Source organism: Spirillospora sp. NPDC049652 (assembly GCF_040675125.1).
Taxonomy (GTDB): Bacteria; Actinomycetota; Actinomycetes; order Streptosporangiales; family Streptosporangiaceae; genus Spirillospora.
Genome location: NZ_JBFAOF010000101.1, coordinates 1 through 13622 on the forward strand (window position 1 = coordinate 1; position 13622 = coordinate 13622).

The following is a 13622-nucleotide window of genomic DNA, read 5'->3' on the forward strand; positions in this document are numbered from 1 at the left end:
CGGGCGGCGTGGTGGGCGCCGGGGCCGGGACGGAGGCGGGTGTCGCGTCGGGTGCCGGGGCCGATCCGGCGGCGGGTGCCGGGGCCGGAGTGGGGGCCGACGCGGCGGCGGGGCGCTGCGGGGACGTCATGTGACTCACCTTACAACCTGATTGCTTAACTTAAGTAAGTATAATCGTCCGGTCCCACGGCGCGTCCCCGGACGCTCCCCCACAGCACGGAAGGCCGACCAACTCCATGACCCGCGCCACCGCGGCGCAGCCCGGCTCCGCCGGGCGTCCCGCTCCCGCCGCCCACACCGGGCTCGTGCTGTTCGCGCTCGCCATCGCCGGAATGGTGGTGTCGGTGCAGCAGACCCTCGTGATCCCGCTGCTGCCCCGGCTGATGCAGCACTTCGACGCCTCGGTCACCACGGTGACCTGGGTGTTCACCGCGTCCCTGCTGGCCGGGGCGGTGGCGACGCCGCTGCTGTCCCGGTTCGGCGACATGTACGGCAAGAAGACGATGATCCTGCTGGCGATGGCGCTGCTCACCCTCGGCTCGGTGGTCTGCGCGCTGTCGTCCTCGCTCGGGGTGCTGGTCACCGGGCGGGCGCTGCAGGGCGTGTCCTCGGCGATGATCCCGCTCGCCATCGGGATGATCCGCGACACCTTCCCCCGCGAGAAGGTCACCACGGCGATCGGCCTGGTCAGCGCGACGATGGGCGTCGGCGGCACCGCCGGCATGATCGTCACCGGGCTGATCGCCGACCACACCGAGAGCTACCGTCCGGTGTTCTGGATCGCGGCGGGGCTCGCCGCGGCCGGGATGGTCCTGGTGGCGGTCAGCGCCAAGGACCTGGGCGCCCGGCACGGCGGACGGCCCGACCTCGCGGGCGCGGCGCTGCTGGCCGGGTTCCTGGTCAGCCTGCTGCTCGGCATCAGCGAGGGCAACGCGTGGGGCTGGACGTCCGGGCGGGTGCTCGGGCTGTTCGCCGCCGCGGTGGTGCTGTGCGCGGTGTGGGTGGCCGTCGAGCTGCGCGTCCGCGAGCCGCTGGTGCGGCTGAACCTGCTGGTCGGGCCGAAGTCGCTGACCGCCAACCTGGCGTCGGTGCTGCTCGGCTTCTCGATGTTCGCCGCGTTCACCCTGATCTCCAACTTCGTCCAGTCGCCCAAGGACAAGATCGGCTACGGGCTGGGCGGGTCGGTGCTGGACGTCGGCCTGTACATGCTGCCGAGCACCGTCACGATGCTGGTCTTCTCGGCCCTGGCCGGGCGGATCGCGGCGCGCCTCGGCCCGGCGTTCACCCTGGCGATCGGGTCGGTGTTCGCGGGCCTCAGCTACGTGTGGCTGGCGGTGTCCAACGGGCACGTGTACGACGTCCTGGCGTTCAGCGCGATCCAGGGCATCGGGTTCGGCGTGGCGTACGCGGCGCTCGGGACGCTGGCCGTCCAGCACGTGCCGATGAGCCAGAGCGGCATCGCCTCCGGCATCAACTCGCTGGTGCGGACGGCGGGCGGCAGCATCGCGGGCGCGGTCACCGCGTCGGTGCTGACCAGCCGCGTCATCCCGCACACGCCGGTGCCGACGCTGGACGCCTACGTGCTGTGCTTCTGGATCGTGGCGGCGGGCGCGGGCCTGGCGGCGCTGGTGGCGCTGTTCCACGGGCTGCGGCACGGCTCGCACCACCAGCACGTGGAGGAGACGGCCCCCTCGGTGGTCGTCGAGGCGAAGGGCTGACGTCCGAGGACGCTCGCGGAGGGCCTCTCCGGATCGCGCTTGAGGGTGCGGTCCCGGCGAGGCCCTCTTCGCGTTACCGGCAGGCCGGAACGGCGGCCGGGACGGCCGGAAGGACGGGACGGGCGTCCGAAACGGCGGCGCGGGCGTCAAGGACGGTGGTCCTGGCGTCCGGTCACCCTGGCGGGACGGTCCGGGGCCCTTGACGGGAGGCGTCCGCGCCGTCCCTTATAGGGGTGCGCCCCGAAAACAGAACACCAGCAGGGGCCGGGGAGCCGACCGGAGGACGAGGACGACATGGGTGCCTACGCCGCGGCATTCGAACGCAGCATCTCCGACCCCACCCGCTTCTGGGGGCTGGCCGCTCGCGACATCCGCTGGCTGGTGCCGCCCGACCGGGTCCTGGACGACGGCGCCCCACCGTTCTACCGCTGGTTCACCGGCGGTGAGCTGAACACCTGCGACAACGCGCTGGACCGGCATGTGGAGGAGGGGCGCGGCGACCAGCCGGCGCTGATCTACGACTCCCCCGTGGCCGGGACGGTCCAGACCTTCACCTACCGGGAGCTGACCGACCTGGTCGCGCGGTTCGCCGGGGCGCTGCGCGCGCAGGGCGTCGACCGGGGCGACCGCGTGGTCGTCTACCTGCCGATGATCCCCGAGGCGGTCGTCGCGATGCTCGCGTGCGCGCGGATCGGCGCGGTGCACTCGGTGGTGTTCGGCGGGTTCGCCGCGCGGGAGCTGGCGGCGCGGATCGACCACGCCCGTCCGAAGGCGGTCGTGTCGGCGTCGTGCGGGGTGGAGGGGTCCCGGCTGGTCGCCTACAAGCCGCTGCTGGACGAGGCGCTGGAGATGGCGTCGCACAAGGTCGAGCGGTGCGTGGTCCGGCAGCGCCCGCAGCTGCACGCCGACCTGGTCCGGCCGCGCGACGTGGACTGGGACGAGGCGGTCGCGGCGGCCGAGCCGGCCGGGTGCGTGCCGGTGGCCGCGACCGACCCGCTGTACATCCTGTACACCTCCGGGACGACGGGGCGGCCGAAGGGGGTCGTCCGCGACAACGGCGGGCACGCGGTGGCGCTGCGCTGGTCGATGGAGAACCTGTTCGGGGTGGGGCCGGGGGACGTGTTCTGGGCGGCGTCCGACGTCGGCTGGGTCGTCGGGCACTCCTACATCGTGTACGCACCGCTGCTGACGGGCTGCGCGACGGTGCTGTACGAGGGCAAGCCGGTGGGGACGCCGGACGCGGGCGCGTTCTGGCGGGTCGCGGCGCAGCACCGCGTGAAGGTGCTGTTCACCGCGCCGACCGCGATCCGGGCGATCAAGAAGGAGGACCCGGACGGGCGGTTGCTGGCGCGGCACGACCTCGGCGCGCTGGACACGCTGTTCCTGGCGGGCGAGCGCCTGGACCCGGACACCTACCACTGGGCGGCGCGGATGCTGGACCGTCCGGTCGTGGACCACTGGTGGCAGACCGAGACGGGCTGGCCGATGGTGTGCAACCCGCGCGGGCTGGAGCCGCTGCCGGTGAAGCCGGGGTCGCCGTCGGTGCCGGTGCCCGGCTACGACGTGCGGGTGCTGCGGCCGGACGGGTCGCCCGCCGCGCCGGGCGAGGAGGGCGACCTCGTGGTCCGGCTGCCGCTGCCGCCGGGGACGCTGCCGACGCTGTGGCAGGACGACGCGCGGTTCGTCGAGTCGTACCTGACCCGGTTCCCGGGCCACTACCTCAGCGGCGACGGCGGGCGGATCGACGAGGACGGCTACGTGTGGGTGATGGGCCGCACCGACGACGTGGTCAACGTGGCCGGGCACCGGCTGTCGACGGGCGTGATGGAGGAGGTGATGGCGGCGCACCCGGCGGTGGCCGAGTGCGCGGTCATCGGGGTGCGGGACGCGCTGAAGGGCCAGGTGCCGCGCGGCCTGGTGGTGCTGAAGAGCGGCGCGGACGACGCGCCGGAGGCGGTGTGCGCGGAGCTGGTCGCGATGGTCCGCGAGCAGGTCGGGCCGGTGGCGGCGCTCAGGCAGGTCGCGGTGGTGCCGGCGCTGCCCAAGACGCGCTCGGGGAAGATCCTGCGGGCGGCCATGCGCGGGATCGCCGACGGCCGGGACGTCCCGGTGCCGTCGACGATCGAGGACCCGGCCGTGCTGGAGAGCCTGCGGCCCGTCCTGCGCGGTCCCGCCCCCGCCCCTGGCCCAGCCGCTGGCCCCGTCCCCGGTTCCGGTCCGGGCTCCAGTGCCGGCCCGGACTCCGGTTCCGGTGCGCCGGCCTAGCTAGCGGGCCGTCTTCTTGGGCCAGAAGGTCGCCACCAGGTACACGCCGATCACGGCGAAGACGATCTGGAACACCGTCTCCCAGAAGTTCCAGCCGTGCGTCTTCAGGCCGAACAGGTGCGCGACGCCGGTGCCGAGGAAGGCGGCGATGATACCGACGACGATCGTCAGCCAGATCGACATGTGCTGCTTTCCCGGCACGATGAGCCGGCCCAGCGCGCCGATGATCGCTCCGAAGATGATGGCGGTGATGATGCCACCGATGGTCATGTCCGCTCCCCCGGTCAGTCCGGGCCCCGCTCCGTCACGGAACCTTCGCAGGTCAGATACCCCGGGAAAGGATCAATGACACGGTCCGCGATGATCTGGTCACGCAGGGCCGGGGGGCGCGGGCCTCAGTGGGTGGTGACGATCAGCTCGCGGTCCTCGCCCATCAGGCGCCGCAGCGACCGGACGAACAGGAACAGCAGGACGCCGGCCAGGACCGAGAACACGCCGAGCACCAGGAAGTACCGCACGTCGCCCCAGGTGTGCTGGAGGCGCGCGACCTGGCCGCCGACGGCGTCCCCGGCGGCGGTGGCGAGGAACCACAGGCCCATCATCTGGCTGGCGAACGCGGTCGGGGCGAGGCGGGTGGTGACCGACAGGCCGACCGGCGACAGCGACAGCTCGCCGAGGGTCTGCAGCAGATAGACGGCGATCAGCCACAGCAGGGAGACCTTGACGGTGCCGCCGTGGGTGGCGTGCGAGGCGAACGACATGACGACGAACGACAGGCCGCTCATGATGAGCGCGAACCCGAACTTCATCCCCGTGGACACCCGGTCGCCGAGGCGCAGCCAGAGCCAGGCGAAGACCGCCGAGAAGGAGATCACCAGGATCGGGTTGATGTTCTGGGTCCAGGACGCGGGCATGTGCCAGCCGAACACGTTCAGGTCCACGTTGTCGTTGGCGAAGATGTTCAGCGGCCCGGCCGCCTGGTCGAAGATCATCCAGAACAGGGCGGCGGCGAGGAACAGCCACACGTAGGCGCGCAGCTTCACCCGCTCGTCCGCGCTGACCTCGTGGCTGCGGAACATGTAGCCGAAGTAGACCACCGGGACGACGATCGCGAGGACCGTCAGCGCGACGGTGACCGCGTCCACGGTGAGGGTGCCGGTGACGGCGGCGACCACCACGAGCACGGCGGCGGCCGCGACGACCACGCCGGCGATCCGCAGGAACCGGGAGCGCTCCTGCGGGGTGAGCCGGTGGCCGGGCCGCTCGCCGACGCCGCGCAGGTGCTTGCCGCCGAGGACGTACTGGACGATGCCGAGCGCCATGCCGACGGCGGCGGCGCCGAACCCGAGGTGCCAGTTGATGTTCTGGCCCAGGTAGCCGACCAGGAAGGGGGCGAGCGAGCCGATGTTGATGCCCATGTAGAACAGGGAGAACGCCGAGTCGCGGCGGGCGCTGTCCTCGCCGACGTAGAGCTTGCCGACCATCGTGGAGATGTTCGGCTTCAGCAGTCCGGTGCCGAGGATGATCAGCACCAGGCCGAGGTAGACGAACCCGGCGCCGCCGGGGATCGCCATCGAGACGTGGCCCAGCATGATGACGACGGCGCCGACCAGGACGGCCCGGCGCGCGCCGAGGATGCGGTCGGCGATCCAGCCGCCGGGCAGCGCGACGAAGTAGACCATCGCCATGTAGACGCCGAGCAGCGCCTTCGCCGTCCCCTCGGCCATGCCGAGACCCGAGTCGGACGGCGGCGCGATCAGGAACAGGACCAGGATCGCGCGCAGTCCGTAGAAGCTGAACCGCTCCCACATCTCGGTGAAGAACAGCGTGGCCAGCCCCCACGGGTGGCCGAAGAACGTGCGCCCCTCGGGCGCACGGCCCGACGTCGATGTCGCCATGCGGATTCGTTGTCCCCCCACAGTCGCCGCGACCGGCACGACCGGCCCCCGCCGGCGCTCCTCGCGGAACGTACCCGTGCGGTCGCGGAATGAAAGACCGGACAGAATGGTACTCCGGCGATATCAGTGCCGTATCCGGTCATGCCGGTGCCGCGTTCCGCGCGCCCGCCGCCGCCGCACGACCGGGTGGATCTTGCCCGCGACGCGTGCCGCGTGGTGCGATGCTGTCCGCAAGTACTTACTGACTAGCGGAGGGCGCGATGACCACCATCTGCACGGTGCTGGCCCGGACCGTGGAGCGGCACGGCGACCTGCCGGCCTACTCCGACCGGGTGGACGGCGCGTGGCGGACCCGCACCTGGGCGCGGTTCCGGGACGCCGCGCTGGAGGCCGCCGCCGGGTTCGCCGAGCTCGGCCTGGCCCCCGGCGAGGTGGTCGCGCTGATGATGCCGAACCGCAGCGAGCACGTCCTCGCCGACCTCGGCGCGGTGCACGCGGGCGGCGTCCCCACGACCGTCTACGCCACCCTCGCCGCCGAGCAGATCGCCTTCATCGCCGCCGACTGCCGCGCCCGCTACGCCGTGCTGGACGGCCGCGAGCAGCTCGACCGCTGGCTGCCCGTCCTGGACCGGCTGCCGGAGCTGCGCCGCGTCATCGTCCTGGACGCCGGCGCCTGCCCGGCCGGCGACCGCTACCTCACCTGGGACGCCTTCGTGGAGCTCGGCCGCGCCCGGCTCGCCGCCGACGCCGCCGGGGTCGAGGCCCGGTGGCGCGCGGTCCGGCCGTCCGACACCCTCACCCTGCTCTACACCTCGGGCACCACCGGCCACCCCAAGGGCGTGCTGATCACGCACGCCATGGCCCTCGCCGAGACCGCGATGGTGGACGCCGCCTCGATCCTGCCCGACCACAACGTGGCGGTGTCCTACCTGCCGTTCGCGCACATCGCCGACCGGGAGCTCAGCTACTACCTGCCGATCCGGCGCGCGGCGCACGTCCACTTCTGCCCGGACCCGGCGCAGCTCACGACCGTCCTGCGCGAGGTCCGGCCGCACGGCTTCTTCGGCGTCCCGCGCGTCTGGGAGAAGATCATGGCGGGCATCCAGGCCGTCCTCGCGGGCGAGCCGGACGAGGCCAAGCGGCAGGCCGTCGAGGCGGCCCTGGAGGCCGGACGCGCCTACGTGGCCGCGCAGGAGTTCGGCAACCGGCTCACCCCCGAGATCCAGGCGGCCTTCGAGCGCGCCGACGCGGCCGTCCTCGCGCCCATGCGCGGGCTGCTCGGGCTGGACCGCGTCCGGCAGGCGTCCAGCGCCGCCGCGCCGCTGCCGGTCGAGGTGGCGCGGTTCTTCGCCGGCCTCGGCCTGAAGATCTTCGACGCCTACGGGATGACCGAGACGACCGGCGCGGTCACCGCCAACCTCGACGACTGCTTCAAGCTCGGCACCGTCGGACGCCCCTTCCCCGGCGTCGACCTGAAACTGGCCGACGACGGCGAGATCCTGGTGCGCGGCGCGTCGGTCACCCCCGGCTACCTGGGCCGCCCGGACGCCACCGCCGAGGCGTTCACCCCCGACGGCTACCTGCGCACCGGCGACATCGGCGTCCTGGACGACGACGGATTCCTGCGCGTCGTCGACCGCAAGAAGGAGATCATCATCACGGCGGGCGGGGAGAACGTCGCGCCGTCCCTCATCGAGAACCACCTGAAGGAGCATCCGCTGGTCGGCCAGGCCCTGGCGTTCGGCGACGGCCGCCCCTACCTGGTCGCGCTGATCACGCTGGACGGCGAGGTGGCCCCGGTCTGGGCCGCCGCCCACGGCATCGACGCCACCGACACGGCGGAGCTCGCCGAGAACCCGCTCGTGCTGGCGGAGGTGGCGGACGCGGTCGCCGACGCCAACGCCCGGCTGGCCCGCGTCCAGCAGATCAAGCGGTGGCGGCTGCTGCCCGCCGAGTGGACCGCCGAGTCCGAGGAGCTCACCCCCACCCTCAAGCTCCGGCGCCGCGTCGTGCACGCCAAGTACGCCGACGCGCTCGCCTCCCTCTACGCCCCCTGATCCCGATAGGCTCGCGGGCGGAGGCGGGCGAGCGCCTGGTGGCCTCCCCTGCCTTCAAAGCAGGTGGTCCCGAGCACCTCGGGACGGCGGGTTCGATCCCCGCCCGCCTCCGCCACCGGATCGGTCCCCGGCATGGACGGGAAAACGGCTGGTCGCCCCTCCTTCGGCTCAGATGTTGATGAGCTCGTGGCTTCCGGCCCACGCCGAAGCGATCGCGGCCCCCTCAATGATCAGCCGGTGGTCCTTCCTGTTCAGTTTGACTGGTCTGAGGTCCCGTGGCCCATAAGAGAGTGCCGCTTCGCAGTTGCGGGCGATCTCGACCCGTACGCGCAGCCCGCTTCTCAGCGCGTCGACGACATGCTCGTTGACACGCAGGTTCTGGTTTCCCTCTTTGCCGTTCTTCTTCGGCTTCGAGCGGCCCGGTCCGCAGTACTGCCCCATGCGGCGTGTCAAGTTGGCCGTTTCACCGATGTACGCGGCCACGTGGTGCTCCCGGGGGAACAGGAAGCGATAGATGGCCCCTTCCCTACCGGCTTCGCGTTTCCCCTCCGGGGTGAGTTCAAGGGTCAGCCTTTCTTCAGGCGTGAGCCGGAACTCGCCTATGGGGAGCCAATCCCAGGTGATGCGCACCTCTTCACTCATGAGCGATCACCGTAGTGAGCGAGGAGCCGGCCTGGTGGGAATACTCCTGCATTGACAGGAGTGTCTGGGACGTGTGATCGTCGGGCTCAGTCGCGGAGGGGCGCCGTCGCCGTCCGCCTTGGGAGGCGAAGCGTGACGACCAGTTCCCGCCCGGCCGTGTGCCCTGTCACGTTCCCCTTTCCGGCCGACGGCGACCCCCTGGCCCCGCCCGCGGTCCCCGGTGGACGCGTCGTCCCGATCTCGCTGCCGGACCGGCCGGACGGGCGGCCCGCCGACCTCGCCGAGCCCGGTTCGTCCGCCTGGTACGTCAGCGGGTACGACGCGGTCCGGCGCGTACTGCGGGAGACCGGGACGTTCTCGCGCGAGCGCGGCGACGACGTCCACCCCTACCTGCGGCTCAGCCCGCTCATCATGGGATGGGACGGGGAGCGGCACCGGGCGCTGCGCTCGCTGGTGTCCCGCGAGTTCACCCCGCGCCGGATCGCCGGTCAGCGCCCCGCCCTCGAAGCGCTGACCGACCGGCTGCTGGACGCCGTGGTCGCCGGCGGAGAGCCCGCCGACATCGTCGAGGGGCTCGCGATGCCGCTGTCGCTGCACGCGGTCGGCGAGGTGCTGCAGACGCCCGAGGAGGACCGGGGGCGGTTCAGGCAGTGGGGCGACATGTTCATCTCCACCGGCCCCGACCGCGCGCGGGAGTCCGAGACGGCGCTGCGGGAGATGACCGCCTACGTCGCGCACCGCATGGACCGGCTCGGCGACCGCGACGACAGCGCCCTCGCCCGGACGCTGGAGGCGGCCGACGAGCGCGGCGTCGACCGGGCCGAGGCCGCGCTGCTCGTCAGCAGCCTGGTCATCGCCGCGTGGGAGACCACCGCCGGGGCCCTGGCCTGCCTGGTCTACAAGCTGCTCACCACACCCTGGGACGGCGGGACGCTCTACCGGCACCTGTGCCGCACCCCGGACGCGATCGGCGGCGCGATCCACGAGACGCTCCGGACCGTCCCCAACGGCACGCTGGAGACGGCCCAGCCGCGCCGGGCACTGCGGGACGTCGAACTCGACGGGGTCACCGTCCGGGCGGGCGACATCGTCGTCCCGGCCATCGACCAGGCCGACCGCGATCCCGGCGTGTGGGACGATCCCGCCCGCTACGACGTGACCCGCGAACCCCGCCCGCTGCTGGCCTTCGGGCATGGGCCGCACGTGTGCCTCGGCGAGCACCTGGCCGTGCTCGAACTGCGGATCGCCGTCGAGAGGCTCACCACTCGCCTTCCGGCGCTGCGGCTCGCCGTCCCGCCCGAGGAGATCGCGTGGAATGCCGCGACGACCGTGCGGCGTCCTCTCGCCCTCCCGGTCGCCTGGTCGGACGCCGTCTAGGTCAGTGGTGGAAGGACGGGCGGTGCGGGGCTCCGGTGCTGCCGGCGGCCAGGCGCTCCAGGCAGCGTTTCATGTCCTCGACCAGCAGCGACGCCTCGTCGCGGCCGATGCCGTGGCGGACGAGGACGCGCTGGATGACGGTGTCGTCGCGGTCGGCCGGCAGGGGGTAGGACGGGACCTGCCAGCCGCGGACGCGTAGCTGCTCGGTCAGGTCGTACAAGGTGAAGCCGGTGTGGCCGGGCTTGAGCTTGTAGGAGACGGCCGGGAGGGCGCCGCGGCCGTCGTAGAGGAGCTCGAACGGGCCGAGGGCGGAGATCTGCTCGGCGAGCCAGCGGGCGGTGTCGGCGCAGGCCTCCTGGACGCGGCGGTAGCCGTCGCGGCCCAGCCGCTGGAACAGGTAGTACTGCGCGACGACCTCGCCGCCCGGGCGGGAGAAGTTCAGCGCGAAGGTCGGCATGTCGCCGCCGAGGTAGTCCACGGAGAAGACCAGGTCGTCCGGCAGGTGCTCGGCATCGCGCCAGACCACCCAGCCGACGCCCAGCGGGGCCAGGCCGTACTTGTGCCCGGACGCGTTGATCGACACGACGCGGGGGACGCGGAAGTCCCACTCCAGGCCGGGGTGCAGGAACGGGGCGACGAAGCCGCCGCTGGCGGCGTCCACGTGGACGGGCACGTCCAGGCCGGTGGCCTCCTGGATCCGGTCGAGCTCGGCGGAGATCGCCGCGACGGGCTCGTAGTCGCAGGTGAACGTGACGCCGAGGATGGCGACCACGCCGATGGTGTTCTCGTCGACGTGCTCGGTGATCTGGTGGGGGCGCAGGCCGGTCGCGCCGTCCTCCAGCGGGATCCGGCGGAGTTCGACGTCGAAGTAGCGGGCGAACTTCTCCCAGCAGATCTGCACCGGCCCGCACACCAGGTTCGGCCGGTCGGCGGGCTTCCCCTCCTTCAGGCGGCGCTGCCGCCAGCGCCACTTCATCGCCAGGCCGCCCAGCATCGCCGCCTCGCTGGAGCCGGTGGTGGAGCAGCCGAGCGTGGTCGCCTCGGCGGGCGAGTTCCACAGGTCGGCGAGGATCCGGACGCAGCGGGCCTCGATCTCCGCGGTCTGCGGGTACTCGTCCTTGTCGGTCATGTTCTTGGCGACGCAGGCGTCCATCAGCCTGCGGACCTCGTCCTCGACCCAGGTCGTGCAGAACGTCGCCAGGTTCTGCGAGGCGTTGCCGTCCAGCAGCAGCTCGGCGCGGATCATCTCGTAGACCGCGCGCGGGTCGGTGATCCGCTCGGGCATCCGCCCCTTGGACAGCACCCCGTCGGACGACGGCTCGGCGAACACGTCGTCCCACGCGGCGGGCGCGTCGCGCCAGACGCCCGTGCCCGCCTTGACCTCGGTCGTGCCCTTCGCGCTCCTGTGCAGCGCCACGCCGTCCTCCCCGGCTCGAAGACCTTCCCCGGGCCTACACAGAGCACGTTCCGGCGAGGCGGTGCCGTTAAACGCCCGGATGGTCCGCGGCCGGGGGAACCGCGAGAGAGAGTGTGTCCTGAAATGTCCGGCGTGGACGGGTTTCAGGGCGTCCGGGACGGGCGGGTCAGAGCCAGCCGAGGGCGCCGAAGACGGCGAGGCCCAGGGCGTCGACGCCGAGGATCGCGCCCACCGTGACGGCCTTCGTCCGCACTCTCGGCATGTCGTGCACGGCGAAGCAGGCGACGAAGAACGGGACGTAGCCGATCAGGAAGATCAGCACCGGGAAGCCGGCGCGCCACCAGGACCAGTCCCAGGTGAGCACGCCGGCCCGGTTGAGCAGGACCTCCACGCCGACCGCGAGCGCCGAGTTCACGACGACCAGCACCGGCCGGTTCGGCAGGCCGAGGATCCGCGTCCCGCGCGGCGGCAGCAGCTTGGCCGCCGCCACGCCCATGACCGCGAACATGAAGCAGATCTCGATGTTCAGGCCGATGAGGATCTGGTAGGCCGTCGCGCCGCGCGCGCCCCACACCGGGGCCCGCTCGGTGACGTGGAAGACCAGCGCGTTCCAGATCTCGTTGAACCAGTCCATGCCCCAGAGCGCCAGCCCGGCGAACAGCACGTTCCAGTTCCGCCGCTCGGCCTCCACGGCGTAGACGTACAGGACGACCAGCAGGAGCGGTATCACGTACCACTTGAACTGACCCGAGTCCCGCACCAGCTCCAGCGCCGCGCGCGCGTCGTCCGTCACCCAGACCTCCCGACCGAAGACCGGGCCAGTGTGACAGATTTATGCGTAATGTCCAGATGTCTCGTCGCGGGGCGCGGACCGTCCCGTCGAGGCGTCGTTCCGTTCGCCCGGGGGCGCGGTGTCCGCGTCCCGCGGGCGGGCACCTCCCCCTTCCGCGGCCTGCGGGCGGGTACCTGTCGCCTCCGGGGGCCGCTTCCAGAGCCGGTCGCCGAGGAGGGCGAGCGCGGCGGGCAGCAGGACGCCGCGGACCAGCGTGGCGTCGATGAGGATCGCGGCGGCCAGGCCGACGCCCATCATCTTGTACTCGATCGCCGTCAGCACGGCGAAGACGCTGAAGGCGCAGGTCATGATGGCCGCGGCGCTGGTGACCACGCCCGAGGTCGCGCCGACTCCGGCGACGACGGCCGCGCGGGCGGGCAGTCCCTCGGCGCGGTGCTCGCGGACCCGGCTCAGGATGAAGATGTGGTAGTCCATGCTGAGCCCGAACAGGATGACGAACATGAACAGCGGCAGCCAGCCGACCACGCCTCCGTAGGCGGTGAAGCCGAGCGGGCCGCCGAGGTGGCCGTCCTGGAAGCCCCAGGCCAGCACGCCGATCGCGGCGCCGATCGACAGCAGGTTCAGCGGGATCGACACCAGCGGGACGGCCAGGGACCGGAACGCGACGGCCAGCAGGACGAACGCCAGCCCGAGGACGGCAAGCACGACGGCCGCCGAACGGCGCTCGATGACCCGCGTGAAGTCGTAGGCGAAGGCGGTCTTGCCCGCGACCGCGTGGCCCACGCCGTCCAGGCCGCCGAACGCGGTGTCGCTCCGGTGGCGCAGTTCCATCAGCGAGCGGGTGGCGTCCGAGCCGGTGCCGAAGTGCGCCAGCGGGACGCGCGCGACGAGCACGTCGCCGCTGCGGGCGGTGACGGTGGGGTGGAGGCCGGCCACGGCGGAGGCGACGGCGGGCCCGTCCAGCGCGCCGGGCCGCTTCTCCCAGACGACGACGGACGCGGGTGACGGAGCGCCGGGGAACTCCCGCTGCATGCGCAGCGCCGCGTCCACGACAGGGACGCTGCGGGGCAGGCTGTCGGTGACCGCCGCGTCCTGGAGGCGGATGCCGAGGGCGGGCACGGTCATGAGGACCAGCGCGAGCGCGGCGAGCCCGCCCCACACCAGCGGTCGCCGCACGACGCGTCCGGCTACGGCCGTCCAGAAGCGGGACGGGGCGGCGGCAGTGCGGCGACGGCCGATCCACGGCAGCCGGACGGCGTTCACGTGCGGGCCGAGGGCGGCCAGCAGCGCGGGCAGGAAGGTGACCGAGCCGGTCATGGCGAGCCCGACGACCAGGACGGTCCCGGCGGTCAGGCCCTTGAAGTTGTCCAGGCCGGTGAGCAGCAGCCCCGCGAGGCACAGCATGACGGTCAGGCCGGAGACGGCCACCACGTGCCCGGACGTGCGGGTCGCGAC

At 72.5% G+C, this 13622-nt stretch carries 10 protein-coding genes and 1 tRNA gene; 5 read left to right on the plus strand and 6 right to left on the minus strand.

The genetic code is table 11. From position 1 onward, the window contains the following. Positions 1 to 236 precede the first annotated feature (236 nt). On the plus strand, positions 237 to 1718 hold the full coding sequence (locus AB0J52_RS09970) for an MFS transporter (protein WP_500181205.1): 1482 nt from the start codon (positions 237 to 239) through the stop codon (positions 1716 to 1718). A gap of 294 nt (positions 1719 to 2012) precedes the next feature. After that, positions 2013 to 3983, plus strand: coding sequence for a propionyl-CoA synthetase (locus AB0J52_RS09975; RefSeq protein ID WP_500181206.1), 1971 nt, complete (start codon positions 2013 to 2015; stop codon positions 3981 to 3983). Here the strand turns inward: AB0J52_RS09975 and AB0J52_RS09980 are convergent, their stop codons facing one another. Together AB0J52_RS09980 and AB0J52_RS09985 are read right to left on the minus strand one after the other, a co-directional pair. Continuing rightward, positions 3984 to 4253 (minus strand): GlsB/YeaQ/YmgE family stress response membrane protein, encoded by a 270-nt coding sequence (locus AB0J52_RS09980; protein ID WP_500181207.1) that lies wholly within the window; start codon positions 4251 to 4253, stop codon positions 3984 to 3986. 125 nt (positions 4254 to 4378) lie between these two features. Further along, the gene (locus AB0J52_RS09985; RefSeq protein ID WP_500181208.1) at positions 4379 to 5881 is read right to left on the minus strand and encodes a peptide MFS transporter; all 1503 of its coding nucleotides are present in this window, start codon (positions 5879 to 5881) and stop codon (positions 4379 to 4381) included. A gap of 260 nt (positions 5882 to 6141) precedes the next feature. On the opposite strand from AB0J52_RS09985, the gene AB0J52_RS09990 reads away from it, so the two are divergent. Both AB0J52_RS09990 and AB0J52_RS09995 read left to right on the plus strand, forming a co-directional pair. Beyond that, positions 6142 to 7938 carry an AMP-dependent synthetase/ligase gene (locus tag AB0J52_RS09990; RefSeq protein WP_500181209.1) on the plus strand — a complete coding sequence of 599 codons (1797 nt, stop codon included), beginning with the start codon at positions 6142 to 6144 and terminating at the stop codon, positions 7936 to 7938. A gap of 19 nt (positions 7939 to 7957) precedes the next feature. Continuing rightward, positions 7958 to 8053 (plus strand) — tRNA-Sec (locus tag AB0J52_RS09995). A gap of 53 nt (positions 8054 to 8106) precedes the next feature. Here AB0J52_RS09995 and AB0J52_RS10000 read toward each other — a convergent pair. Next, positions 8107 to 8580, minus strand: a complete 474-nt coding sequence (locus AB0J52_RS10000) for a hypothetical protein (RefSeq protein ID WP_500181210.1) — start codon at positions 8578 to 8580, stop codon at positions 8107 to 8109. A 132-nt stretch (positions 8581 to 8712) separates the two neighbouring features. Between AB0J52_RS10000 and AB0J52_RS10005 the strand changes: the two genes are divergently transcribed. Further along, the gene (locus AB0J52_RS10005) at positions 8713 to 9957 is read left to right on the plus strand and encodes a cytochrome P450 (protein WP_500181211.1); all 1245 of its coding nucleotides are present in this window, start codon (positions 8713 to 8715) and stop codon (positions 9955 to 9957) included. Position 9958: 1 nt separating this feature from the next. On the opposite strand, the gene gad is transcribed toward AB0J52_RS10005, so the two are convergent. The 3 genes from gad to AB0J52_RS10020 all read right to left on the minus strand — a co-directional run. Beyond that, positions 9959 to 11374, minus strand: a complete 1416-nt coding sequence (gene gad, locus AB0J52_RS10010; protein WP_500181212.1) for a glutamate decarboxylase — start codon at positions 11372 to 11374, stop codon at positions 9959 to 9961. Between the two features lie 166 nt (positions 11375 to 11540). Further along, positions 11541 to 12167, minus strand: coding sequence for an AF_1327 family membrane protein (locus AB0J52_RS10015; RefSeq protein WP_500181213.1), 627 nt, complete (start codon positions 12165 to 12167; stop codon positions 11541 to 11543). A gap of 39 nt (positions 12168 to 12206) precedes the next feature. Continuing rightward, positions 12207 to 13622: MMPL family transporter (locus AB0J52_RS10020; protein WP_500181214.1), on the minus strand; the 1416-nt coding region annotated here is incomplete at its 5' end.

Bases quoted from the DNA above. Each gene is read 5' to 3' on its own strand.
- AB0J52_RS10000 (WP_500181210.1), bottom strand. From the start codon at position 8,580: ATGAGTGAAGAGGTGCGCATCACCTGGGATTGGCTCCCCATAGGCGAG.
- AB0J52_RS09980 (WP_500181207.1), bottom strand. From the start codon at position 4,253: ATGACCATCGGTGGCATCATCACCGCCATCATCTTCGGAGCGATCATC.
- AB0J52_RS09985 (WP_500181208.1), bottom strand. From the start codon at position 5,881: ATGGCGACATCGACGTCGGGCCGTGCGCCCGAGGGGCGCACGTTCTTC.
- AB0J52_RS09990 (WP_500181209.1), top strand. From the start codon at position 6,142: ATGACCACCATCTGCACGGTGCTGGCCCGGACCGTGGAGCGGCACGGC.
- AB0J52_RS09970 (WP_500181205.1), top strand. From the start codon at position 237: ATGACCCGCGCCACCGCGGCGCAGCCCGGCTCCGCCGGGCGTCCCGCT.
- AB0J52_RS09975 (WP_500181206.1), top strand. From the start codon at position 2,013: ATGGGTGCCTACGCCGCGGCATTCGAACGCAGCATCTCCGACCCCACC.